This is a genomic window from Streptomyces sp. NPDC046349 (assembly GCF_055587885.1).
Genome location: NZ_JBVJFK010000004.1, coordinates 378370 through 401328 on the forward strand (window position 1 = coordinate 378370; position 22959 = coordinate 401328).

The window sequence follows — 22959 nt, forward strand, 5'->3', positions numbered from 1 at the left end:
TCTAACTCCAGTCTGCTCTCCTTCGCCCGGCTCAACGAGGAGTTGGTCCCTGATGGCCGCCGAGCTCACCGTCCCCCAGCTGTCCGCCAAGCACCGGCCCACCCTGGACCAGGCCCTTTCGGCGATCCGCAGCCGTGCCTACTGGTCCCCGCATCCCGAGCACCCCAAGGCGTACGGCGAAAGCGCCCCGGCCGACGGGCTCGCCGCCTTCGAGGCGCTCCGCGGCACCCGTCTCGACCTCGGCCAGCCCGGCACCGACGGCTGGACGGGCGCCGAGAAGTCGCCCTACGGCCCGGAGCTCGGCGTGGAGTACCCGCACGTCGACCCGGACGTGCTGCTGCCCGCGATGAAGGCCGGCATGGCCGCCTGGCGCGATGCCGGACCGGAGGCGCGCGCCCTGGTCTGCATCGAGATCCTGGCCCGTATCTCCGCCCGCACCCACGAGTTCGCGCACGCGGTCATGCACACCAGCGGCCAGGCCTTCATGATGGCGTTCCAGGCGGGAGGCCCCCACGCGCAGGACCGCGGCCTGGAGGCCGTGGCCTACGCCTACGAGGAGCAGACCCGCGTCCCGGGCCGGGCCGACTGGTCCAAGCCGCAGGGCAAGAAGGACCCGCTGGAGCTCGGCAAGACCTTCACGGCGGTCCCCCGGGGCATCGCCCTCATGATCGGCTGCAACACCTTCCCGACCTGGAACGGCTACCCGGGCCTGTTCGCCTCGCTGGCCACCGGCAATCCGGTGCTGGTCAAGCCGCACCCGCGGGCCGTGCTGCCGCTCGCCCTGACCGTGCAGGTGGCACGGGAGGTCCTCGCGGAGACCGGCTTCGACCCGAACCTGGTGGCGCTCGCTGTCGAGCGGCCGGGTGAGGGCATCGCCAAGGACCTCGCCGTCCGTCCCGAGATCAAGCTGATCGACTACACCGGCTCCACGGAGTTCGGCGACTGGCTGGAGGCCAACGCCCGGCAGGCGCAGGTCTACACGGAGAAGGCGGGCGTCAACACCGTCGTCCTGGACTCCACCGACAACTACAAGGGAATGCTGGCCAACCTGGCCTTCTCCCTGTCGCTGTACAGCGGCCAGATGTGCACCACCCCGCAGAACCTGCTCATCCCGCGCGACGGCATCGCGACGGATGCCGGCCACAAGTCCTACGACGAGGTCGTGGCCGACCTCGCGGCCTCGGTCGGCGGCCTGCTCGGCGACGACGCCCGGGCCAACGCCCTGCTCGGCGCACTGGTCAACCCGGACGTCAAGGCCCGCCTGGAGGCGGCGGCCGGGCTCGGCGAGGTCGCGCTGGCCTCCCGTGAGGTCGCCAACCCCGAGTTCCCGGACGCGGTGGTCCGGACGCCGGTGATGGTCAAGCTGGACGCCGCCAAGCCGGACCCGGAGGCGCCCTTCCTCTCCGAGTGCTTCGGCCCGGTCTCCTTCGCGGTGGCCGTCGACTCCACGGCGGACGCGCTGGACCTGCTGCGCCGCACCGTGCGCGAGAAGGGCGCCATGACCGTGGGCGCCTACACCACCTCCCCGGACACCGAGCGGGCCCTCGAGGAGGTCTGCATGGAGGAGTCCGCGCAGCTCTCCCTGAACCTGACCGGCGGGGTCTACGTCAACCAGACCGCAGCCTTCTCGGACTTCCACGGCTCCGGCGGGAACCCGGCGGCCAACGCCGCGCTGTGCGACGGCGCCTTCGTCTCGAACCGCTTCCGCGTGGTGGAGGTCCGCCGCCAGGCGTAGCCGCCGGGCGTCACGCGGTGGGCGCCTCCTCCCCGAACGTGCGGGCGGAGGCGTCCACCTGGGCCATCCTGCGCAGGGCGGCGAAGACCGCGTCGCCCAGCACCGTACCGACGACCACCGACTCCACGAGGTCCTCGCGGGCCACCCGCCGTGCGACGTAGTCGAGGTCGGTACGACCCACCTGCTCGGCGGCCTCCGCATAGTCGTCGAGGAGGTTCACGAAGTCTGCGTGCCCCACCCGGTGGAGCGAGGCGAGCGCGGCCACCAGCGCCTCTGCGGCCTTGTTGCCGCTCTCGATCCGCCAGCCCCGCGCCGCGATCAGCCGCGCCACCCGCTCCCGCGCCAGGACGGTGTCCGCGTCCTGCGCACCGTCGCCTCCGGTCGCGCCGCCCTCGCGATATTCCGGCACCAGGCGCTTCGCAGCCGCGCCCAGCAGTTCGTGCACCGGCCGGTCCTTGTCATCGACGGCTGCGAGGACCTCGCCGATGGCCGCCACCGAGAGCCCGCCGACCTCCAGCAGGGCACGGACCAGCCGCAGCCGGCGCTCGTGCGCGTCCCCGTAGCTGGCCTGGTTGGGACTCGTCAGCTCCCCGGCGGGCAGCAGCCCCTCCCGCAGGTAGTACTTGATCGTCGGCACCGGCACCCCGGTCCGGCGGCTCAACTCTCCGATGCGCACGTGCGTTCACCCTGATTTCTCTTGCCCGGTTCACCCCCATCCTAGATAGTGGCACTATCAGATAGCAGACAGTGCTGCTATCCATTCATGACGGGGGTTCGAATGCTGATGCCGTCCTGGCGTACCCGGCACCGCCCGCTGGTGGTCCTCGCCCTGGTGATGGCCTTGTGGGCGGTCGGCTCCGCCGTCGGGCTCGCGGTCGACGACCGCGTGCTGACGGGGGCGCCGATCTGGGCCAAGCCGTTCAAGTTCGCGGTCTCGTTCGTCGCCTACTGCCTCAGCCTGGCCTGGATGATCTCGCTGCTGGGCGAGGACCGGCCGCGCCTGCGCCGGGCCGCCTGGTGGGCCGGCACGGTCGTGGCCGTCGCCTGCGCCCTGGAGATGGCGCTGATCACCCTGCAGGTGCTGCGCGGAGTGCGCAGCCACTTCAACAACGCGACGCCCTTCGACACCCGGATCTACTCGCTCATGGGCAACACCGTGGCCGTGCTGTGGCTGGCCACCCTCGTCGTCGCCGCCCTGCTCTGGCGCGCCAGGACCGCCGACCGGGCCACGACGTGGTCGATCCGGATCTCCACGGTCCTCGCACTGGCCGGCGCCGCGCTGGGGGTCCTGATGGTCCTGCCGACGCCCGAGCAGCAGCGCCGGGGGGCTGCCGGCCCGGACCTCGCCGAGAGCGGTGCGCACAGCGTCGGGGTGCCCGACGGCGGCGCCGGGATGTTCCTCACCGGATGGTCCACCGTCGGAGGCGATCTGCGCATCCCGCACTTCTTCGGCATGCACGCCCTGCAGCTGCTGCCGCTGCTCGTGGTGCTCCTGGCCGCGCTCGCCCGGCGCCACGCCCGGCTGCGCGACGAACGGGTGCGGGTGCGGCTGGTCCTCGTGGCCGGTGCGGTGTACGCGGCGGTGCTCGCCCTGCTGACGTGGCAGGCGCTGCGCGGCCAGTCCCTGGTCCACCCGGACGGGGCGACGCTCGGCGCGGCCGCGACGGTCCTGGCCGGGGGAGCCCTAGGCGTCCTCGCCGCCCTGGTCGGGCCCCGCCGGGGGGCCGCCCCAGTGGAAGAGGGTCATGGCCACGCTGGTGGCGAGGTTGTAGCTGGAGACCTGGGGGCGCATCGGCAGTGACACCAGGTGGTCGGCCCGCGCGCGCAGCTCGGGGGAGATCCCGTGCCGCTCCGAGCCGAAGGCCAGCAGCGCGTCGTCCGGGAGGGTGAGGCCGCGGATGTCCTCGCCCTCCGGGTCGAGAGCGTAGAGCGGGCCGGGCGGCAGCTCCTCGAGCGCCAGGCGCTCGACGGTGGTGGCGTAGTGCAGTCCGGCTCCTGCCCTGACCACGTTCGGGTGCCAGGGGTCAAGGTCGCCGCGGGTCACCACGCCGGTGGCGCCGAAGCCGGCGGCGAGGCGGACGACGGCTCCGACGTTGCCGAGGTTGCGGGGGTTGTCCAGGACGACGACGGGCGCCGGCCTGGGCATCCGCCGCAGGCCCGCGAGGCCCGCGGCCCGGTCGGGTCGTACGGCGAGGGCGCAGACCCCGGTGGGGTGGACGCGGGGCAGCAGCTCCTCGAGAACGGCCGGCCGCACCAGGCGGACCACCTCGGCCTCGACGTCCGGAGCCAGCTCGCGGGCCAGTTCCCGTACGGCGCCGGGATCGGCGGCGACCACGATGCGCACCTCGGCCCCGAATCGCAGGGCGTGCTTGAGCGCGTGGAACCCGTCGAGGAGCACCAGGCCGTCCCGCCCGGCGGCCTCCCGCCACTGCCGCACCGTCTCGTCCGCACCCGCCCGCTCGCTCATCCCCCGACCCTACGGCCCCCGGGCGCGGGCTCGGGCTCGGGCGCCGGTTCGGACCCCGGCTCCGCACGGGCGCCCGGGATGCCGCCCCCGGCGCCGGCGCCCCGCGGAAAGACGCTCCGCCGCCGGGCGGCGACCCGCGCACCGAACCACACCAGAAAGCCGGTCGGCAGGAAGACGGCATCCGCGGAGATCATCGCCAGCGAGAAGAACGGCAGTCCCAGCAGCACCGCGATCCCCGCGTGTTCCAGCATCATCAGGGCCAGCAGCACGTTCTTGATCCGCCGGTTGAAGAGGGTGAACGGGAAGGCGACCTGCACCGCCACCGTGCCGTACGACAGCAGCATCACCAGTGTCCCGCTGCCTGCCAGCAGCTCGGACAGCGCCGGCCACGGGGTGAAGTAGTCCAGCCCCAAGGGGTAGTACAGCGCCGTACCGTCCTGCCACCGCGAGCCCTGGATCTTGTACCAGCCGGCCGTCGCGTAGATCAGGCAGACCTCCGCCATGATCACCAGCATGCCCGCATTGTGCAGCAGGTTCGCCAGGACGTCCAGGACCGCCCGCCCCTCGCCACCTGGCTCGTAGCGGTCCACCAGCCACCACAGTCCGCAGACCACCCACAGCGCGGCGAACCCCGCGAGCCAGTCGTAGCCGAACCGCCCGGTGGCCGCTCCGTACGCGAAGACCGCCCCCAGCACCCCCCACAGCACGGGCCCGGCAACCCCGGCCGTCGCCGCGCCCCGGATGCGCGCCCTGCGCGCGTCCAGCGACCACACCTGCGCGCACCGGGTCAACACCAGGTAGATCGCGACCAGGTGGATGACATTGTCCCCGCCGTCGCCCATGAAGACGCTGCGGTTCTGCAGGGACAGCACGCCGATCATGAACACCACGGACGTCGCCCTGGTCCGCCAGCCCAGCAGCAGGCCGACGCTCGCCAGCACGGACACGGCGTACACGGCCTCGAACCACAGGGTGGAGCCCGACCACGTCAGGACGGTGAAGGCGCCGTTGGAGTCGAGCAGCCGCTGCGCCAGGTCCTGGCTCCACGGCCCGTCGGGGCCGTACAGCTCGGCGCGGTGGGGGAACTCCCGCAGCAGGAAGAAAAGCCAGGTGCCCGCGAAGCCGATGCGTACGACGGCGCTCTGGTAGGGGCCCAGCGCCCGCCCGCTGACCTCGGCGACGGCCCGGGCGAGCGCGGCGCGGGCGCGTCTCACACCTTCCACCACGGCAGCTCCCGGTAGTAGGTCTGGGTGTCGGTGGTCTCGGTGCTCCACTTCGGCGCGGGCACGGCCGTCGTCGCCGAGCGCATCTGGATCCGCAGGATGCGCCCGCCCTCGTGGTCCGGCGTGAGCCGGTTCACCGCGATCCGCCGCAGGTACTCCTCGGCGAGTTCACCGCGGTCGCCCACGGGCTTCTCGTTCTCGTCGTGGGAGCCGGTGTAGAAGTCCCAGGCCCGGCGCAGCTCGTTCTGCTCCGTGTGGCTCGGCAGGAGGCTGTGCCGGATCGCCGCGGCGTCCTCGGCGCTCAGGTCCCGCCAGCCGGTGGTGATCAGCTCGCCGCCGGCGGTCCGGACCTCGGCGCGCACCTCCACGGCGATGTTCTGCTGGAGCGGGTTGGGCGCGAAGAGCTTCCAGTTCTGTTCGAACTCGGGGTAGATCCAGGCGTCGATCGTTTCGGCGTGCCGCTTGCTCAGCGTGTTGGAGGGGGCCACGTGCAGGAAGACCATTGCGAGGTGGGCGCAGGCGGCGAGGCCCAGGGCGCCCAGCGCCAGGGCGGCCACGACCCGGTACGGCCTGGTCAGACCGGCGATTCCGGGCGCTCGGGAGGGTGGCGGAGCGGCCTCTTCGGCGAGCTCGTGCCCGTTCGAATCCATCCCGCCCCGATCGTCCGGCGTCCACAGGGTTGACCACAGAGGTTGACACCCTACGGGCCGCCGTCTCACCATTGAAGCGTATGAACCGAACGATCGGTCGGTCGGGCGGACGGCAGACTCTCACAAGGGGCCGTACATGGTGGCAGTGACCCCGGAAACGGGCCCGGACACGGCCCTGGGGACGGACGGGACGGACGGGACGGGCATGACGGCTGACCTGGGCGCACAGCTCGCGGCGGCGTTCGACGCCGCCGTGGCGGCGGACGAGCGCGTGGAACCGCGCGACTGGATGCCCGAGCAGTACCGCGCTTCCCTGGTCCGGCAGATGGCGCAGCACGCCCACTCCGAGATCATCGGCATGCAGCCCGAGGCGAACTGGATCACCCGCGCGCCCTCGCTGCGCCGCAAGGCGATCCTGATGGCCAAGGTCCAGGACGAGGCGGGCCACGGGCTGTACCTCTACAGCGCGGCCGAGACTCTCGGCACCAGCCGCGACGAGCTCCTCGACAAGCTCCACTCGGGGAAGCAGAAGTACTCGTCGATCTTCAACTACCCGACCCTGACCTGGGCGGACGTCGGCGCCATCGGCTGGCTCGTGGACGGCGCGGCGATCACCAACCAGGTGCCGATCTGCCGCTGCTCCTACGGGCCCTACGCCCGCGCCATGGTCCGGATCTGCAAGGAGGAGTCCTTCCACCAGCGGCAGGGCTTCGAGCTCCTCATGGCCCTGTCCAAGGGCACCGAGGAGCAGCACGCCATGGCGCAGGACGCGGTGAACCGCTGGTGGTGGCCCTCGCTCATGATGTTCGGCCCGCCGGACGACGAGTCGGCGCACTCGGCGCAGTCGATGGCCTGGCGCATCAAGCGCCACTCCAACGACGAGCTGCGCCAGCGGTTCGTCGACATCGCCGTTCCCCAGGCCGAGTCCCTCGGCCTGACCCTGCCCGACCCGGACCTGAAGTGGAACGAGGAGCGCGGCCACCACGACTTCGGCGCCATCGACTGGGCCGAGTTCTGGGACGTGCTCAAGGGCAACGGCCCGTGCAACGAGCAGCGGATCAACCAGCGGCGCAAGGCCCACGAGGAAGGCGCCTGGGTGCGCGACGCGGCCGCCGCGTATGCGCAGAAGCAGGCGGCACAGCAAGCGGCGAAGCACGCCGGACAGAACGAGGAGGCACGGGTATGACGCAGAACTGGCCCCTGTGGGAGGTGTTCGTGCGCTCGCGCCGCGGCCTCTCGCACACGCACGCGGGAAGCCTGCACGCCCCCGACGCGGAGATGGCCCTGCGCAACGCCCGCGACCTCTACACCCGGCGCAACGAGGGCATCTCGATCTGGGTGGTCCCCTCCACCGCGATCACCGCCTCCTCGCCGGACGAGCGGGACCCCTTCTTCGCCCCGTCCGCCGACAAGCCGTACCGGCACCCCACCTTCTACGACATCCCGGAGGGAGTGAGCCACCTGTGACCGGCACCGACACCGACGCAGCCAACGTCACCGCGGCGGCCCTCGCCCTCGGCGACGACGCGCTGATCCTCTCCCACCGCCTCGGCGAGTGGGCGGGGCACGCCCCCGTCCTGGAGGAGGAGGTCGCCCTCGCCAACATCGCGCTCGACCTTCTCGGCCAGGCGCGCATCCTGCTGTCCATGGCCGGCGACGAGGACGAACTGGCGTTCCTGCGCGAGGAGCGGTCCTTCCGCAACCTCCAGCTGGTCGAGCAGCCCAACGGCGACTTCGCCCACACCATCGCCCGGCAGCTCTACTTCTCCGTCCACCAGCACGAGCTCTACACGGAACTCGCCCGCGGGGAGGGCCCGTTCGCGCCGCTCGCGGCCAAGGCCGTCAAGGAGACGGCGTACCACCGCGACCACGCCGAGCAGTGGACCCTGCGGCTCGGCGACGGCACCGAGGAGAGCCGCGCCCGCATGCAGGCCGCGCTGCAGGCCCTGTGGAAGTTCACCGGGGAACTCTTCCAGCCGGTGGAGGGCCTCGGCGACGTGGACTGGGCCGCCCTCGAAGAGCGCTGGCTGGCCGCGCTGACCGGCGTCGTCGAGCGGGCCGGGCTCGCCCTGCCCGAAGGGCCGCGCACCGGCGCCTGGGCTGCCGGAGCCGGCCGCCAGGGCCTGCACACCGAGTCCTTCGGCCGCATGCTCGCCGAGATGCAGCACCTGCACCGCAGCCACCCGGGGGCGTCGTGGTGACCACCGCCGACGCCCCGATCACCCGCCTGGAGGCCGAGCTGGCCGAGCTGGCCGGATCCGTCCCGGACCCCGAACTGCCGGTGCTCACCCTCGGCGAGCTGGGTGTGGTGCGCGGGGTGCGGATGCACGAGGACGGCCATGCGGAGGTCACCCTCACGCCCACCTACACCGGCTGCCCGGCCATCGAGGCCATGTCCGCCGACATCGAACGGGTCCTGACCGGCCACGGCATCCCCGACGTGCGGGTGACCACCGTGCTGGCCCCGGCCTGGTCCACGGACGACATCAGCGCCGAGGGCCGCCGCAAGCTGGCCGAGTTCGGCATCGCCCCGCCCCGGCCGCACGCCGCCGGCGGGCCCGTCCCGCTGACCCTGTCCGTCCGCTGCCCGAACTGCGGATCGACCGACACCGAGCTGCTGAGCCGGTTCTCCTCCACCGCGTGCAAGGCGCTGCGCCGCTGCACCGCCTGCCGTGAACCGTTCGACCACTTCAAGGAGCTGTAGATGGCCGCCCCCCGCCACGGCGCGTTCCACCCGCTGACGGTGGCGGAAGTCGACCGGCTCACCGACGACTCGGTGGCGCTGACCCTGCGGGTTCCCGAGGAACTGCGCGAGGACTACCGGCACGCCCCCGGCCAGCACCTGACGCTGCGCCGTACCGCCCCCGAGGGCGGCACCGAGGTCCGCCGCACCTACTCGATCTGCTCGGCCGCCCCCGCGGCGGAGGGGCCGGGCCCGGCGCTGCTGCGGGTCGGTGTGCGGCTCGTGGAGGGCGGCGAGTTCTCCACCTTCGCGCACAAGGAGATCGCGGCCGGCGACGTGCTGGACGTCATGGTCCCGGCCGGACGCTTCGTCCTGGATCCGGCCGCGGCCCCCGCCTCCGGGCACTACGCAGCGATCGTCGGCGGCAGCGGGATCACGCCCGTGCTGTCGATCGCCGCGAGCCTGCTGGCCGCGCGGCCCGACGCCCGCTTCTGCCTCGTGCGCAGCGACCGTACGGCCGCTTCGACGATGTTCCTGGAGGAGGTCGCAGACCTCAAGGACCGCTATCCGTCGCGGTTCCAGCTGGTCACGGTCCTCTCCCGCGAGGAGCAGGAGTCGGGCCTGCCCTCGGGCCGGCTGGACGAGGAGCGGCTGGCCTCCCTGCTGCCCGCGCTGCTGCCGGTGGCCGAGGTCACGGGCTGGTTCCTGTGCGGGCCCTACGGCCTCGTGCAGGGAGCGGAGCGCGCCCTGAGCTCGCTCGGCGTCGCCCGCACCCGGGTGCACGAGGAGATCTTCCACGTCGAGGACACCACTCCCGCGCCGGCCCGCGCGGCGGCCTCGGCGGCGGCCACGCACGGCCGGGTCACCGCACGGCTCGACGGGCGCTCCGGCACCTGGCCCGTCCAGGACGGCGAGTCGCTGCTGGACGCGGTGCTCCGCAACCGCGCGGACGCCCCGTACGCCTGCAAGGGCGGCGTTTGCGGCACCTGCCGGGCGTTCGTGGTGTCGGGCGAGGTCCGGATGGACCGCAACTTCGCCCTGGAGGCCGAGGAGACCGACGCGGGCTTCGTCCTTGCCTGCCAGTCGCACCCGGTCACCGAGGAAGTGGAGATCGACTTCGACCGTTAGAGGTTCCCCCGGCCCCTGCGCGGCCGGCCTCCCATCCCCTGTCCATTTTCAGGAACGTGTTCTATCTTGACGCCCCGTCAGGTCAGAACGGGAGGACAGGCAGTGGACTTCACCTTCACCGAGGAGCAGCGGGCGGCCGTCGAGGCGGCCAGAGCCGTGTTCGCGGACGTCGCACCCGACGGCGTGCCCAGCCCCGCGCTCACCCCGGGCGCCGTCGCCGACGACTTCGACCGCCCGCTGTGGGCCAAGCTCGGCGCGTCCGACCTGCTCGGCCTCGTCCTCGCCGAGGAGCACGGCGGCGCGGGCCTGGACACCATCGCCCTGTGCCTCGTACTGCGCGAGGCCGCCCGGGTGCTGGCCCGGGTCCCGCTGCTGGAGCACTGCGCCACCGCCATGGCCGTCCAGGCGCACGGCAGTCCCGAACTGGCCGCCGCCCTGCTGCCGGGCGCCGGACGCGGCACGCTCGTCCTCACCGCGGCCGCGCACGGCCGCTCCGGCCACGATCCGGCCGAACTCGCCGTCACGGCACGGCTCGACGGCGAAGCGTGGATCCTGGAGGGCACCCAGACCGCCGTCCCCTGGGCGCACACCGCCGACTGGATCGCCGTACCGGCGCACACCGGCGAGGGCGAGGCCGTCCTCGCGCTGGTCCCGCGCACCGCCGAGGGGCTCGCCCTCGCCGAGCAGGTCTCCACCAGCGGGGAGCGGTTCGCCGAACTCGCCCTGGACGGCGTGCGGGTGGAGCACAGCCACCTGATCGACGACCCGGCGGCGTGGGAGCGGCTCCACCAGGTCCTCACCACCGGCACCTGCGCCCTCGCGCTCGGGCTGGGCGAGGGCGTCCTCGGCATGACGAGCCGATACACCAGCAAGCGCGAGCAGTTCGGCTTCCCGGTGGCGACCTTCCAGGCCGTCGCCGTGCAGGCCGCCGACCGCTACATCGACCTGCGCGCCATGGAGGTCACCCTGTGGCAGGCCGCCTGGCGGCTCGATGCCGCCACGGGCGGCGCAGGCGGTCCGCTGCCGAGCGCGGGTGACGTGGCGGTCGCCAAGATCTGGGCCTCGGAGGGCGTGCGAAGGGTGGTCCAGACCGCCCAGCACCTGCACGGCGGCTTCGGCGCCGACACCGACTACCCGCTGCACCGCTATCACGCCTGGGCCAAGCAGCTGGAGCTCCAGCTGGGCCCGGCGGCCGCGCACGAGGAGGCCCTGGGCGACCTGCTGGCCGCCCACCCCCTGGCCTGACCTGCTCGGGGGTCTCAGAGGACGAAGGCGGGGTTTCCGCTGTCCGTCACCATCGGGCGCCCGGCACCGTCCCAGGCCTGCATCCCGCCGTCGACGTTCACGGCGTCGATGTCCTGGCGCACCAGGTACTGGGTGACCTGCGCGGAACGCCCGCCGACCCGGCACATCACGTACACGCGGCGGCCGTCCTCGACGGCCTCCGTCAGCTCGCCGAAGCGGGCCACGAAGTCGCTCATCGGGATGTGCAGAGCGCCCTCGACGTGCCCGGCCGCCCATTCGTCGTCCTCACGGACGTCGAGGACAAAGCCTTCGGAGGGCACCGCGGCGGCATCCACCGAGGGAAGCGGTCCGAAGTTCATAACTGTCGCCTTCTCTCTTCACCGGTCTGCGGCCAACCTATCCGACCCGCAGCCCCGGCCGCGTCCGCGCGGGAAGGCCCGCACTCACTCGGCGGCGAGCTCGGCCGCCAGCTCCGCCTCGCGCTCGGAGACCTGCGCCAGCAGCTGCTCCGCGATCTCCTCCAGCAGCCGGTCCGGGTCGTCGGGGGCCATCCGCAGCATCGACCCGATCGCGCTCTCCTCCAGCTCCTTGGCCACGAGTGACAGCAGCTCTTTGCGGCGCGCCAGCCACTCCAGCCGGGCGTACAGCTCCTCGCTCTCGCCGGGGGCGGCCCTCTCCGGCGCCGGCCCTGCCGCCCACTCCTCGGCCAGCTCGCGCAGCAGCGCCTCGTCGCCCCGCCCGTACGCAGCGTTGACCCGCGCGATGAACGCGTCGCGGCGCTCCCGCTCGCCCTCTTCCTGGGCCAGGTCGGGGTGGGCCTGGCGGACCAGCTCGCGGTAGAGGCGGCGTACCTCCTCGGAGGGCCGCACCCGCTCCGGCGGCCGCACGGGCCGGTCGGTGAGCATCGCTGCGGCGTCGTCGGAGATGCCCTCCGAGCCCAGCCAGTCGTGGAAGAGCTCGTCCACCCCGGGCATCGGCATGACCAGCGAGCGCGCGTCCCGGGCCCGCCGGAGGTCCTCGGCATCGCCGGTGCGCGCCGCCTTCGCCTCGGCGATCAGCGCGTCCAGCTCGTCGAGCCGCGTGTACATGGGGCCGAGCTTCTGGTGGTGCAGGCGGGAGAAGTTCTCCACCTCCACACGGAAGGTCTCCACCGCGATCTCGAACTCGATCAGCGCCTGCTCGGCGGCCCGCACGGCCCGCTCCAGGCGCGCCTCGGGGCGTTCCCCGGCACGCTCTTCACCGGTGATGGCGGAGTCGCCGGATGCACCGGGGACTGTCTGCTCAGGCTGCTCGGTCTGCTCGCTCACCCGGCCAGGGTACGGCCCGCCCGCGCGGGCGGTGTTTCACGTGAAACACCGCCCGTCGCGCAGCGGCCTGTGCGGCCTACACGCCGGACTCCGCGGCGATCCGGCCGGCCCGCACCGCGGCCACCAGGTCGGCGTGGTCGGCCTCGGTCCGGTCGGCGTAGGCCACGGCGAAGGCCGCCATCGCCTCGTCCAGCTCCTCGTTCTTCCCGCAGTAGCCGGCCAGCAGCCGGGGATCGACACTGTGCGCGTGCGCCCGGGCCAGCAGCGCTCCGGTCATCCGCCCGTAGTCGTCGATCTGGTCGGGGGCCAGTGCCGCCGGGTCCACGCTGCCCTTGCGGTTGCGGAACTGGCGGACCTGGTACGGGCGCCCCTCCACCGTGGTCCAGCCCAGCATGATGTCGGAGACCACCTGCATCCGCTTCTGCCCGGCCACGACCCGGCGGCCCTCGTGCTCCTCCGGCGGCGAGGTGAAGCCCAGCCCGGGCAGGTGCGGGAGCAGCACCGAGGGCCGGGCCTCCTTCACCTGGAGGACCAGCGGTTCACCCCGGTGGTCCAGGAGCAGGACCACGTACGAGCGGGTGCCGACGCTCCCGGTGCCCACCACGCGGAAGGCCACGTCGTGGATCGCGTACCGGGCCAGCAGCGGCAGCCGGTCGCCCTGGAGGGTCTGCAGGTAGGGGCCGAGCGAGGCCGCCACGGCCGCCGCCTCCCCGTCCGTGACGCGGCGCAGCACGGGCAGTGCGTCGACGAAGCGGCGGCCGCCGTCCGGTCCCGTCTCGGTCGACTTGGTGGCGAACCGGGCGGAGGTGTTGTTGCGGGCCTTCTCCGAGACCCGCTCCAGGGTGCCCAGCAGATCGCGGGCGTCGGCGTGCGAAACGAGTTCCTCGTCCGCGATGGCGTTCCAGGCGTCGAGGGCGGGGAGCTTGGCCAGCAGCCGCATGGTCCGCCGGTAGGCGCCCACGGAGTCCAGGGCGGCCGCCCGGCAGGTGTCCTCGTCCGCCCCGGCCACCCGGCCGGCCAGCACCAGCGAGGCCGCCAGCCGCTTCACGTCCCACTCCCACGGACCGAAAACGGTCTCGTCGAAGTCGTTCAGGTCGATGACGAGCCGACCGCGCGCGTCCCCGTACAGGCCGAAGTTCGCCGCGTGCGCGTCTCCGCAGATCTGCGCGCCGACGCCCGTCACCGGACCGCCGGAGAGGTCGTGCGCCATCAGCCCGGCCGCGCCGCGCAGGAACGCGAAGGGGTTCGCGGCCATCCGGCCGACCCGTATGGGCGTCAGCTCGGCCACCCGCCCGGCGTTGGACTCCTCCACCGCCCGCACCGCGTCCGGACGTCCGGACGGCATCGTGAATCCTGCGTGCGCCGCCCGAGGCACACGGGCGCGCAGCGCCTTGCCCGCCGCCTTCGGCGAGTCCGCCGCCACACGCGGCGCGAACCCCGCCACGTCCGGAATCCGCTGTCCCGCTGTCGCCGCCATCGGCGCCGCCCCCACCCGTTCGTTCATGTGATCGCTTCGAGAACGGGCTGACCGTATCGACAGCCCGGTGTCCCCCGCCAGCGGCTACAGCCCGGCGTCCCTGGCCAGCAGTGCCGCCTGTACCCGGTTCTCACAGCCCAGCTTCGCCAGGATCCGGCTCACGTACGTCTTCACGGTGGCCTCGCTCATGTGCAGGCGGCGCCCCGCGTCCGCGTTGGACAGGCCCTCCCCGAGGAGCGCGAGCACGCCCCGCTCCCGCTCGCTCAGCTCGGCGACCTGTCGGCGGGCCTCCTCACCGCGCGCGGCGGCCTTCCCGGACGCCAGCTGGTCCACCACGTGCCGGGTGGCCGCCGGCGAGAGGTAGGCGTCCCCGGCAGCGGCCGCCCGGACCGCCCCGATCAGCTCGCCCGGCGCCGAGTCCTTCAGCAGGAACCCCGACCCGCCCTGGCCCAGCGCCCGCAGCACGTTCTCCTTCTCCCCGAAGGTGGTCAGGATCAGGGCCCGCACCTCCGGCGCCGCCCGTCGCAGCTCGCCCAGCGCGGTCAGACCGTCCATCACGGGCATCTGGATGTCGAGCAGCAGCACCTCGGGCGCGTGCGAGCGGGCCAGCTCCACCGCCTCCCGGCCGTTCGACGCCTCCGCGACGACCTCGATGTCCGGCGCCGAGGTCAGGATCATCCTGATCCCGGCCCGGATCAGCGGCTCGTCGTCGGCGATCACCACTCTGATCACTTCGGCTGTCACCCCGTGCTCCTACTGCTTGACCTCGTACGCCTGCTTGTCCACGAGCTTGCCGTCCTTGAAGCAGAACCGGAAAACCAGGTCCGTGGTCAGCGCGGTGGGCTGCTGGTCGGCCAGCAGCACCAGGCACTGCGAGCCCTCCGGCCGGGGCGGCCCCTTGCGGTCGGCCCCCGCGGTCAGGAAGCTCTCGCCCCCGGGCAGCCGGTCGCGGACCGAGGTCTCGCCCTCGCCCACGTGCACGGCGTCGTACTCGTCCCGGCCGATCATCGAGTCGCTCGCCGTGTCCATCAGCATCACCATCGCGGCGACCAACACGATCACCAGCACCACCACCGCCGCGACGGCGATCCCGCAGCCCACCGCGACAGCTCCGGCGCGGCTGGGCACCCGTACGGCCAACTCCCGGTCCACCGCCGCCCAGTCCATCGGCGGCTGCTCGCCACGCCGCCCCGGCACCTCGGGCGGGGTGCCCTTCTGCGCCTGCGCCTGCTGTCCGAAGTCGTCGGCCACGTCCTGGGCGCCGGCCGGCTCCGTGCCGTACGGCAGTACGCCGGCCACCCGGAACCCGCCGCCGTCGGCAGGACCCGCGTGCACCATGCCGCCGACCAGCCGGGCCCGTTCGCGCAGTCCCGTCAGGCCCTGCCCGCCCGACACCACGTCCTCGCCCGGACCGGCCGACGGGCCGTTGGCGATCTCCACCACCAGTGAGTCGTCCTCGTAGCGAAGCTCCACCGTGATGGGCGCCCCCGGAGCGTGCTTGTAGGCGTTCGTCAGGGCCTCCTGCACGATCCTGTAGGCGGCGTGGTCGCACGCCGCGACCAGCGGCCTCGGCCGCCCCGAGGTGGTCAGCCGCACCTCGGTCCCCGCGGCCCGAGCCGCCTCCACGACGCCCGCGATCCCGGCCACGCCGCGCGCCGCGGGCTGGGCCTCCTCCACCGGCGCGGGCGCCTCCACACCGTCGCGCAGGATCCCGACCACCTCACGCAGTTCGTGCATCGCGGACACCGAGGCCTGCCGCAGCACGCCCACGGCCTCCCGCTGACGGTCGGTGAGCTCGGGATCCACCTCCAGCGCACCCGTGTGCACGGAGATCAGCGCCAGTTGGTGGCCGAGACTGTCGTGCATGTCCTGGGCGATGCGCTGGCGCTCGCGCAGCCGGGCCTGCCCGGCGACCATGGCCCGCTCGCGCAGCAGCTGGCCGTTGCGCTCGTGCAGCGCCGCGAGCAGGGTGCGGCGCTGGGACCAGTACCGGCTGGCCAGCCCCGGCATCACGGTGACCGCCAGGAACATCAGCGTGGAGAACACGATCACCAGAAGCGGGCGCATCTGCGACCACTGGTCCAGGACGCCGAGGGCGATCGACGCGACGAAGGCCAGCGTGAAGGCGCCGAGTGCCCGGCCCACGCCGACGATCCGCCGCCCGGCCGACCAGCCCAGCAGCGGCAGGACGAAGAACAGCCCGGGAAGGACGGCGCTCAGCGCCGAACCGGCCACGAGCGTCGTCGCCGGCAGTCGGCGGCGCAGCAGGGCCAGCGCCAGCAGGACGACGGCGCTCAGCAGCATCCGCTGCCCCGACCCCCGGTCGAGTTCCTCGACGCCCAGTCCGAGGATGGCCAGCACACCGGCGAGGGCGAGGTCCCCCGCCAGCATCCGCCGCGTCCACGGCTCGGGGCCCCGCAGCCAGTCCCAGCCCGCACGTGTCTTCGCCATCACATCCACGCGCCCGACCCTAGACACCCCGCAGCCGCCCCGGCCGTCTTCTTTCGTCTCACCCTCGGCGACGAAAGTCTGATCGTTCGGGAGCAGTTGGCCCCCTACCCCCTGGAGGAGCTCCGCCGTGACCGACGCCACACACCGGACGCGGAACACCCTCCGCCGGTGGTCGGGGTCGGGCACGCGGTCGGGACAAAGCGAAACGGCCGCCACTGCTTTCGCAGTGACGACCGTCTCGTCGATGTGGGCGAGGGGGGATTTGAACCCCCACGTCCCGAAGGACACTGGCACCTGAAGCCAGCGCGTCTGCCGTTCCGCCACTCGCCCGAGCAGCGTCCCAGTGGTCTTCCCTTTCGGGCCGTTCCCCTGGCGACGTCGAAACATTAGCACGTGGAACGGGGTGGGTTCACATCGCTTTCCCGGGGGGCATACGCCCCGGCGTGGACTGCCCCTCCCGCACTCCGCTCCCGGTGCGGGACACTGTTCCTCGAGCGCCCCTACGATCCCTTGTGAGGACCAACACTCGTCCTCACAGGAGCGATGGGGAACCACCCGAATCCGCCACGCGTGGATACGATCAGTAAGCAGTACAGGGCGACAACGACGGAGGAGGTGCCCCATGGGAGTTCTGAAGCGGTTCGAGCAGCGACTCGAAGGTCTGGTGAACGGCACCTTCGCCAAGGTGTTCAAGTCCGAGGTCCAGCCGGTGGAGATCGCCGGAGCCCTCCAGCGGGAGTGCGACAACAACGCCACCATCTGGAACCGCGAGCGGACCGTCGTCCCCAACGACTTCATCGTGGAGCTCAGCGCCGGCGACTACGACCGCCTGAGCCCCTACTCCGGGCAGCTGGGCGACGAGCTCGCGGGCCTCGTCCGCGACTACGCCAAGCAGCAGCGGTACAGCTTCATGGGCCCCATCAAGGTCCATCTGGAGAAGGCCGAGGACCTCGACACCGGGCTCTACCGGGTCCGCAGTCGTACCCTCGCCTCCAGCACCTCCCAGCCGCAGGGGGCGCCGCCGTCCCCGGCGAGCGGCTACGGCTATCCGCCGGTCGCCGCACCGCCCATGCCCGCAGGCCCGCCCCCGGGCGGACCCGGCGCACGCCGACCCGTCCCGGGCGGTCCCGGACCGGCGGCCCCGGGAGCGGGGCCGGGCGGCCCCCGGAGGCACTGGATCGAGATCAACGGCACCCGCCACCAGATCTCGCGCCCGACGCTCGTACTCGGCCGAAGCACGGAAGCCGACGTGCGGATCGACGACCCCGGCGTATCGCGCCGGCACTGTGAGATCCGGACCGGAACGCCCTCGACGATCCAGGATCTCGGGTCCACCAACGGCATCGTGGTGGACGGGCAGCACACCACCCGCGCTACGCTCCGCGACGGCTCGCGGATCGTCGTGGGCAGCACCACCATCATTTACCGGCAAGCCGAAGGGTGAAGCGGGGGCAATGTCAGAGCTGACCCTGACGGTCATGCGGTTGGGTTTCCTGGCCGTTCTGTGGCTGTTCGTCATCGTGGCCGTCCAGGTCATCCGCAGCGATCTCTTCGGTACGAGAGTGACCCAGCGCGGCTCCTCCCGCCGCGGCGGCGCCGGCGGCGCCCCGCAGCAGGGCGGCGGCCGCCAGGCCGCTCCTCCGCAGCAGCGCCAGCGTCGTGGCGCGCCCACCAAGCTCGTCGTCTCCGAGGGCATCCTCACGGGTACCACCGTGGCCCTCGCCGGACAGACGATCACCCTGGGCCGCGCACACGACTCCACGATCGTGCTGGACGACGACTACGCGTCCAGCCGCCATGCCAGGATCTACCCCGACCGTGACGGCCAGTGGATCGTCGAGGATCTCGGGTCCACCAACGGCACGTATCTCGACCGGACCCGGCTGACCACCCCGACGCCCATTCCGCCGGGCGCACCGATCCGCATCGGCAAGACCGTCATCGAGCTGCGGAAGTAGTACGAGAATGAGCGAGCGGAGCGAGCGCGCGGCGGTGATCCGTGCCACCGAGGACACGGACACGGGCGCGCTCCCGACCGGAGGGTGGGCAGTGTGGCTCGAGACCGGTTGTACCCGGAGGAAGCTTCGTCGACAGGGCAGGTGCACATGAGTCTGTCCCTGCGGTTCGCAGCCGGATCCCACAAGGGCATGATCCGCGAGGGGAACGAGGACTCCGGCTACGCCGGTCCGCGTCTCCTGGCGATCGCCGACGGCATGGGCGGGCAGGCCGCCGGCGAGGTGGCGAGCTCCGAGGTGATCTCCACCCTCGTGCAGCTCGACGACGACGTCCCGGGCTCCGACATCCTCACCTCCCTCGCCACCGCCGTGCAGCGCGCCAACGACCAGCTGCGCGTCATGGTCGAGGAGGACCCCCAGCTCGAGGGCATGGGCACCACCCTCACCGCCCTGCTGTGGACCGGCCAGCGCCTCGGCCTCGTCCACGTCGGCGACTCCCGCGCCTACCTGCTCCGCGACGGCGTCCTCACGCAGATCACCCAGGACCACACCTGGGTGCAGCGCCTCGTCGACGAGGGACGCATCACGGAGGAGGAGGCGACGACCCATCCGCAGCGCTCCCTCCTGATGCGCGCGCTGGGCAGCGGCGACATCGTCGAGCCCGACCTCTCCATCCGTGAGGTCCGCGCCGGCGACCGCTACCTGATCTGCTCCGACGGCCTCTCCGGCGTGGTCTCCCACCAGACCCTGGAGGAGACCCTCGCCGACTACCACGGCCCCCGCGAGACCGTGCAGTCCCTGATCCAGCTCGCGCTGCGCGGCGGCGGACCCGACAACATCACCTGCATCGTCGCCGACGTGCTCGACACCGACAGCGGCGACACCCTCGCCGCCCAGGTCAGCGACACCCCGGTGGTCGTCGGCGCGGTCGCCGAGAACCAGCACCAGCTCTTCGACAACAACAACGCCATGCAGACCCCGGCCGGCCGCGCCTCCGGACTCGGCCGCCAGGCCCCGCCGCCCGCGGGCGCCTTCGGTCCTCCCGGCAGCGGCGACGCACCCGGCTACGGGTACGGCGACAACGGCCAGGGCGGCGGCGGTTACGGCTCCTTCGGCGAGGCCGACGGCTACGACGGCGGCTCCGGCTACGACGACACGTACGACCACCCCCGCAGGCGCCGCAGCAAAGGGCGCAAGTGGACCACCCGCACACTGACCCTGCTCGTCGTCGCCGGTGTCGTCGGCGGCGGCCTCTACGCCGGCTGGCGCTGGACCCAGACCCAGTTCTACGTCGGTGTGAAGGGCGAGCACGTCGCACTCTTCCGCGGCATCAGCCCGAAGCTCGGACCGCTGGAGCTCTCCAAGGTGGAGACCGACCGCCCCGACATCGAACTGAAGTACCTGCCGCCCTTCAAGCGCAAGCTGGTCGAGGCCACCATCAGCGAGGGCAGCCTCGACGGGGCCCGCAAGAAGCTGGACGACCTCGGCGTCCAGGTCTCCGCCTGCAAGAAGGACGAAGAGCGCAGAGGCGCCGAGGCGCAGAACAGCCAGACACCCGGCCCCAGCCTGACTCCCGAGGAGCAGCAGCTGGTCGGCCTGTGCGGAAAGTAGCCCGCGGGCACAGGGGGCCTGCCACACCATGAGCGTTGTCACCAATACGACCACCATCGGCGCCATCGAGCTGCCGAGCCGGCGGAACACCGAGCTCCTGCTGCTCGCCTTCGCCGTGGTCATCCCGATCTTCGCCTACGCCAACGTGGGCCTGGCGATCCACGGCGAGCTGCCCCCCGGCATGTTCGTCTACGGGGCCGGCTTCGCCGTCCTGGCCGGCATAGCGCACTTCGTCGTACGCCGGTACGCGAAGTACGCCGATCCGCTGCTGCTGCCGCTCGCGACCCTGTTGAACGGCCTGGGCGTCGTCCTGATCTGGCGGCTGGACCAGTCCGAGCGGCTGCAGAACCTCGCCAAGCTCAGCTTCGGCGCCTTCTCGCCCTCCGCGCCCCGCCAGATGATGTACACGGCCCTGGCGATCGCCCTGTTCGCCGCCGTGCTGCTGATCCTCAAGGACCACCGCGTCCTGCAGCGGTTCACGTACATCTCGATGGCCGGTGCGCTGGTGCTGCTGATCCTGCCCGTCGTCCCGGGCCTGGGCGCGGACGTCTTCGGCGCCAAGATCTGGATCAGCGTCGGCGGCTTCTCCATCCAGCCGGGCGAGTTCGCGAAGATCGTCATCGCCATCTTCTTCGCCGGCTACCTGATGGTGAAGCGGGACGCGCTCGCGCTGGCCAGCCGCCGCTTCATGGGCCTCTACCTGCCGCGCGGCCGCGACCTCGGCCCGATCCTGATGATCTGGGCGATGAGCCTGATGGTCCTGGTCTTCGAGAACGACCTCGGTACCTCGCTGCTCTTCTTCGGCATGTTCGTGATCATGCTGTACGTGGCCACCGAGCGCACCAGCTGGATCGTCATCGGCCTGCTGATGTCGGTCGGCGGCGCGGTCGTGGTGGCCTCCTTCGCCAGCCACGTCCAGGCCCGCGTCAACGCCTGGCTCGACCCCTTCGGCTGCTACGCCACCTCCGGCGCCTGTGAGCAGGTCGGCCAGTCGATCATGAGCTTCGGTTCCGGCGGGGTCCTCGGCGCCGGCTGGGGCCAGGGCAACTCCGACCTCATCGGCTTCGCCGCCAACTCCGACTTCATCTTCTCCACCGTCGGCGAAGAGCTCGGCCTCTCCGGTGTGATGGCCTTCCTGCTGGTCTACGGGCTCATCATCGAGCGGGGCGTCCGCACCGCCCTCGCCGCCCGCGACCCGTTCGGCAAGCTGTTCGCCATCGGCCTCTCCGGTGCCTTCGCGCTCCAGATCTTCGTCGTCGCCGGCGGAGTCATGGGGCTCATCCCCCTCACCGGCATGACGATGCCCTTCCTCGCGTCCGGCGGCTCCTCCGTCCTCGCGAACTGGATCCTCATCGCCGTCCTCATCCGGATCAGCGACACCGCCCGCCGACCGGCCCCGGCCCCGGCCCCGTCCCCCGACTCCGAGATGACCCAGGTGGTCCGCCCGTCATGAACAAGCCCCTGCGCCGCATCTCGCTGTTCTGCGGGCTGCTCGTCCTCGCGCTGCTGATCCGGACGAACTGGCTGCAATACGTCCAGGCCGAGGAACTCAGCACGCGCAAGGAGAACCGACGGGTCCAGATCGCCCAGTACGCGACCGAGCGCGGCAACATCATCGTCCAGGGCGAGCCGATCACCGGTTCCACGGTCACCGACGGCAGCGACTACAAGTACAAGCGCACCTACAAGGACGGGGCGCTGTGGTCCCCGGTCACCGGGTACGCCTCGCAGGCCTTCGGCGCCACCCAGCTCGAATCGCTCGAGGACGGCATCCTCACCGGCAACGACGACCGGCTGTTCTTCGACCGCACCATCGGCATGTTCACCGGCGAGAAGAAGCAGGGCGGCAACGTCGTCACCACGCTCAACCGCGCCGCGCAGCAGGCCGCCTTCGAGAAGCTCGGCACCAAGAAGGGCGCGGTCGCCGCCATCGACCCGCGCACCGGTGCCATCCTCGCGCTGGTCTCCACCCCCTCGTACGACCCGTCCAGCTTCGCCGGCAACTCCACGGCGGACGGGAAGGCGTGGAACGAGCTGAAGGACAGCGAGGACAAGAAGCTCGTCAACCGCGCCCTGCGCGAGACCTACCCGCCGGGCTCCACCTTCAAGGTGGTCACTGCCGCGGCCGCCCTGGAGCACGGCGTGGTCAAGGAAATCGACGACCCGACGGACACCCCCGAGCCGTACATCCTGCCCGGCACCAAGACCCAGCTGCCCAACTCCCACACCGGTTGCGAGAAGGCCAGCCTGAACGAGGCGCTGCGCATCTCCTGCAACTCCGTCTTCGCGAACCTCGGCGACAAGGTCACCCGCGACAAGATGGTGGAGACCGCCGAGAAGTTCGGCTTCAACAACGACAAGATCGACACTCCGGTCCGCGCCTTCGCCAGCGTCTACGACAAGAAGATGGGCAAGGACGGCAACGCGCAGAGCGCGATCGGGCAGTTCAACACCGCCGCCACCCCGCTGCAGATGGCCATGGTCACAGCGGCGATCGCCAACGACGGCAAGCTGATGAAGCCCTACATGGTGGACCACCTCACGGCTCCCAACCTGGACATCATCGAGAAGCACGAGCCGCAGGAGATGAGCCGGCCGCTGTCCGCGGACAACGCGCAGAAGGTCCAGCAGATGATGGTCAACGTCGTCGAGAAGGGCACCGGCGAGAAGGCCAGGATCAAGGGCATCACGGTCGGCGGCAAGACCGGCACCGCCCAGCACGGCGAGGGCAACAAGAAGCGCCCGTACGCCTGGTTCATCTCCTACGCCGAGAACTCGGACGGCACCTCGCCCGTCGCCGTCGCCGTCGTCATCGAGGACAGCGAAGGCACCGCCCGTGACGACATCAGCGGTGGCGGTCTGGCCGCTCCCGTCGCCAAGGCGGTCATGGAAGCGGTGCTCAACAGCTGAGGGGGAACAGGGGATCACGGGCCGGCGACGTGACGCACGTCACTGAATCCGACCCGGATCCGCGCGTACGGTACCGGTCCAGTATCAGCCTGTGGCCACGAACCGATCACGGACGAT

22 protein-coding genes and 1 tRNA gene are annotated in these 22959 nt (G+C 71.9%); 13 read left to right on the forward strand and 10 right to left on the reverse strand.

Annotated elements, in window-relative coordinates:
* The first annotated feature begins 52 nt into the window (after positions 1-52).
* On the forward strand, positions 53-1735 hold the full coding sequence (paaN, locus tag ACZ6JS_RS11740; RefSeq protein ID WP_469297473.1) for a phenylacetic acid degradation protein PaaN: 1683 nt from the start codon (positions 53-55) through the stop codon (positions 1733-1735).
* Between the two features lie 10 nt (positions 1736-1745).
* On the opposite strand, the gene ACZ6JS_RS11745 is transcribed toward paaN, so the two are convergent.
* Entirely contained in the window at positions 1746-2411 is a 666-nt protein-coding gene (locus tag ACZ6JS_RS11745; protein ID WP_469297474.1) for a MerR family transcriptional regulator, read from the reverse strand.
* Positions 2412-2519: 108 nt separating this feature from the next.
* On the opposite strand from ACZ6JS_RS11745, the gene ACZ6JS_RS11750 reads away from it, so the two are divergent.
* Complete coding sequence (locus ACZ6JS_RS11750; protein ID WP_469297665.1) at positions 2520-3536, forward strand: hypothetical protein; 1017 nt, start codon at positions 2520-2522, stop codon at positions 3534-3536.
* Here ACZ6JS_RS11750 and ACZ6JS_RS11755 read toward each other — a convergent pair.
* From ACZ6JS_RS11755 to ACZ6JS_RS11765, 3 genes are read right to left on the reverse strand one after another with little or no spacing between them, the layout of a single operon-like run.
* The gene (locus ACZ6JS_RS11755; protein ID WP_469297475.1) at positions 3420-4202 is read right to left on the reverse strand and encodes a TrmH family RNA methyltransferase; all 783 of its coding nucleotides are present in this window, start codon (positions 4200-4202) and stop codon (positions 3420-3422) included. The genes ACZ6JS_RS11750 and ACZ6JS_RS11755 overlap by 117 nt on opposite strands.
* Complete coding sequence (locus ACZ6JS_RS11760; RefSeq protein ID WP_469297476.1) at positions 4199-5416, reverse strand: HTTM domain-containing protein; 1218 nt, start codon at positions 5414-5416, stop codon at positions 4199-4201. The genes ACZ6JS_RS11755 and ACZ6JS_RS11760 overlap by 4 nt, the downstream gene beginning before the upstream one ends.
* Positions 5413-6075, reverse strand: coding sequence for a DUF5819 family protein (locus ACZ6JS_RS11765; RefSeq protein WP_469297477.1), 663 nt, complete (start codon positions 6073-6075; stop codon positions 5413-5415). Before ACZ6JS_RS11765 ends, ACZ6JS_RS11760 begins: the two co-directional genes overlap by 4 nt.
* Before the next feature lie 136 nt (positions 6076-6211).
* Between ACZ6JS_RS11765 and paaA the strand changes: the two genes are divergently transcribed.
* From paaA to ACZ6JS_RS11795, 6 genes are all read left to right on the forward strand, one after another.
* Positions 6212-7261, forward strand: a complete 1050-nt coding sequence (gene paaA, locus ACZ6JS_RS11770) for a 1,2-phenylacetyl-CoA epoxidase subunit PaaA (protein WP_469297478.1) — start codon at positions 6212-6214, stop codon at positions 7259-7261.
* Positions 7258-7542: a 1,2-phenylacetyl-CoA epoxidase subunit PaaB gene (gene paaB, locus ACZ6JS_RS11775; RefSeq protein ID WP_030026914.1), complete on the forward strand. Its 285-nt coding sequence runs from the start codon at positions 7258-7260 to the stop codon at positions 7540-7542. The genes paaA and paaB overlap by 4 nt, the downstream gene beginning before the upstream one ends.
* Positions 7539-8276: a 1,2-phenylacetyl-CoA epoxidase subunit PaaC gene (gene paaC, locus ACZ6JS_RS11780; protein WP_469297479.1), complete on the forward strand. Its 738-nt coding sequence runs from the start codon at positions 7539-7541 to the stop codon at positions 8274-8276. The genes paaB and paaC overlap by 4 nt, the downstream gene beginning before the upstream one ends.
* On the forward strand, positions 8273-8779 hold the full coding sequence (gene paaD / locus ACZ6JS_RS11785) for a 1,2-phenylacetyl-CoA epoxidase subunit PaaD (RefSeq protein WP_469297480.1): 507 nt from the start codon (positions 8273-8275) through the stop codon (positions 8777-8779). Before paaC ends, paaD begins: the two co-directional genes overlap by 4 nt.
* Positions 8780-9886 carry a 1,2-phenylacetyl-CoA epoxidase subunit PaaE gene (paaE, locus tag ACZ6JS_RS11790; protein ID WP_469297481.1) on the forward strand — a complete coding sequence of 369 codons (1107 nt, stop codon included), beginning with the start codon at positions 8780-8782 and terminating at the stop codon, positions 9884-9886. It begins immediately after the preceding gene.
* Between the two features lie 102 nt (positions 9887-9988).
* Positions 9989-11131, forward strand: coding sequence for an acyl-CoA dehydrogenase family protein (locus tag ACZ6JS_RS11795; protein ID WP_469297482.1), 1143 nt, complete (start codon positions 9989-9991; stop codon positions 11129-11131).
* Positions 11132-11145: 14 nt separating this feature from the next.
* On the opposite strand, the gene ACZ6JS_RS11800 is transcribed toward ACZ6JS_RS11795, so the two are convergent.
* The 6 genes from ACZ6JS_RS11800 to ACZ6JS_RS11825 form a co-directional block, all read right to left on the reverse strand.
* Positions 11146-11490 (reverse strand): rhodanese-like domain-containing protein, encoded by a 345-nt coding sequence (locus ACZ6JS_RS11800; protein ID WP_030647619.1) that lies wholly within the window; start codon positions 11488-11490, stop codon positions 11146-11148.
* Between the two features lie 84 nt (positions 11491-11574).
* Positions 11575-12438, reverse strand: coding sequence for a hypothetical protein (locus ACZ6JS_RS11805; protein WP_469297483.1), 864 nt, complete (start codon positions 12436-12438; stop codon positions 11575-11577).
* Between the two features lie 76 nt (positions 12439-12514).
* The gene (locus ACZ6JS_RS11810; RefSeq protein WP_469297484.1) at positions 12515-13942 is read right to left on the reverse strand and encodes a DUF2252 domain-containing protein; all 1428 of its coding nucleotides are present in this window, start codon (positions 13940-13942) and stop codon (positions 12515-12517) included.
* Between the two features lie 57 nt (positions 13943-13999).
* On the reverse strand, positions 14000-14659 hold the full coding sequence (locus ACZ6JS_RS11815; protein WP_469297485.1) for a response regulator: 660 nt from the start codon (positions 14657-14659) through the stop codon (positions 14000-14002).
* A 9-nt stretch (positions 14660-14668) separates the two neighbouring features.
* The gene (locus ACZ6JS_RS11820) at positions 14669-16366 is read right to left on the reverse strand and encodes a sensor histidine kinase (RefSeq protein ID WP_469297486.1); all 1698 of its coding nucleotides are present in this window, start codon (positions 16364-16366) and stop codon (positions 14669-14671) included.
* 247 nt (positions 16367-16613) lie between these two features.
* Positions 16614-16696, reverse strand: a tRNA-Leu gene (locus tag ACZ6JS_RS11825).
* 292 nt (positions 16697-16988) lie between these two features.
* On the opposite strand from ACZ6JS_RS11825, the gene ACZ6JS_RS11830 reads away from it, so the two are divergent.
* The 5 genes from ACZ6JS_RS11830 to ACZ6JS_RS11850 all read left to right on the forward strand — a co-directional run bounded on the left by ACZ6JS_RS11830 (position 16989) and on the right by ACZ6JS_RS11850 (position 22842).
* Positions 16989-17810, forward strand: coding sequence for an FhaA domain-containing protein (locus tag ACZ6JS_RS11830; RefSeq protein ID WP_469297487.1), 822 nt, complete (start codon positions 16989-16991; stop codon positions 17808-17810).
* 10 nt (positions 17811-17820) lie between these two features.
* A complete protein-coding gene (locus ACZ6JS_RS11835; protein WP_030839213.1) occupies positions 17821-18324 on the forward strand; it encodes an FHA domain-containing protein FhaB/FipA in 504 nt (167 codons plus the stop codon).
* A 93-nt stretch (positions 18325-18417) separates the two neighbouring features.
* Positions 18418-19932, forward strand: a complete 1515-nt coding sequence (locus ACZ6JS_RS11840) for a PP2C family protein-serine/threonine phosphatase (RefSeq protein WP_469297488.1) — start codon at positions 18418-18420, stop codon at positions 19930-19932.
* Between the two features lie 28 nt (positions 19933-19960).
* Positions 19961-21385, forward strand: coding sequence for an FtsW/RodA/SpoVE family cell cycle protein (locus ACZ6JS_RS11845; RefSeq protein ID WP_469297489.1), 1425 nt, complete (start codon positions 19961-19963; stop codon positions 21383-21385).
* A complete protein-coding gene (locus ACZ6JS_RS11850; protein WP_469297490.1) occupies positions 21382-22842 on the forward strand; it encodes a peptidoglycan D,D-transpeptidase FtsI family protein in 1461 nt (486 codons plus the stop codon). Before ACZ6JS_RS11845 ends, ACZ6JS_RS11850 begins: the two co-directional genes overlap by 4 nt.
* Positions 22843-22959 lie beyond the last annotated feature (117 nt).

Coding starts and splice junctions, on each gene's coding strand:
- ACZ6JS_RS11850 (WP_469297490.1), top strand. CDS start 21,382: ATGAACAAGCCCCTGCGCCGCATCTCGCTGTTCTGCGGGCTGCTCGTC.
- ACZ6JS_RS11835 (WP_030839213.1), top strand. CDS start 17,821: ATGTCAGAGCTGACCCTGACGGTCATGCGGTTGGGTTTCCTGGCCGTT.
- ACZ6JS_RS11810 (WP_469297484.1), bottom strand. CDS start 13,942: ATGAACGAACGGGTGGGGGCGGCGCCGATGGCGGCGACAGCGGGACAG.
- paaB (WP_030026914.1), top strand. CDS start 7,258: ATGACGCAGAACTGGCCCCTGTGGGAGGTGTTCGTGCGCTCGCGCCGC.
- ACZ6JS_RS11820 (WP_469297486.1), bottom strand. CDS start 16,366: ATGGCGAAGACACGTGCGGGCTGGGACTGGCTGCGGGGCCCCGAGCCG.
- paaN (WP_469297473.1), top strand. CDS start 53: ATGGCCGCCGAGCTCACCGTCCCCCAGCTGTCCGCCAAGCACCGGCCC.
- ACZ6JS_RS11830 (WP_469297487.1), top strand. CDS start 16,989: ATGGGAGTTCTGAAGCGGTTCGAGCAGCGACTCGAAGGTCTGGTGAAC.
- ACZ6JS_RS11750 (WP_469297665.1), top strand. CDS start 2,520: ATGCCGTCCTGGCGTACCCGGCACCGCCCGCTGGTGGTCCTCGCCCTG.
- ACZ6JS_RS11765 (WP_469297477.1), bottom strand. CDS start 6,075: ATGGATTCGAACGGGCACGAGCTCGCCGAAGAGGCCGCTCCGCCACCC.
- ACZ6JS_RS11800 (WP_030647619.1), bottom strand. CDS start 11,490: ATGAACTTCGGACCGCTTCCCTCGGTGGATGCCGCCGCGGTGCCCTCC.
- paaE (WP_469297481.1), top strand. CDS start 8,780: ATGGCCGCCCCCCGCCACGGCGCGTTCCACCCGCTGACGGTGGCGGAA.
- ACZ6JS_RS11845 (WP_469297489.1), top strand. CDS start 19,961: ATGAGCGTTGTCACCAATACGACCACCATCGGCGCCATCGAGCTGCCG.
- ACZ6JS_RS11755 (WP_469297475.1), bottom strand. CDS start 4,202: ATGAGCGAGCGGGCGGGTGCGGACGAGACGGTGCGGCAGTGGCGGGAG.
- paaA (WP_469297478.1), top strand. CDS start 6,212: ATGGTGGCAGTGACCCCGGAAACGGGCCCGGACACGGCCCTGGGGACG.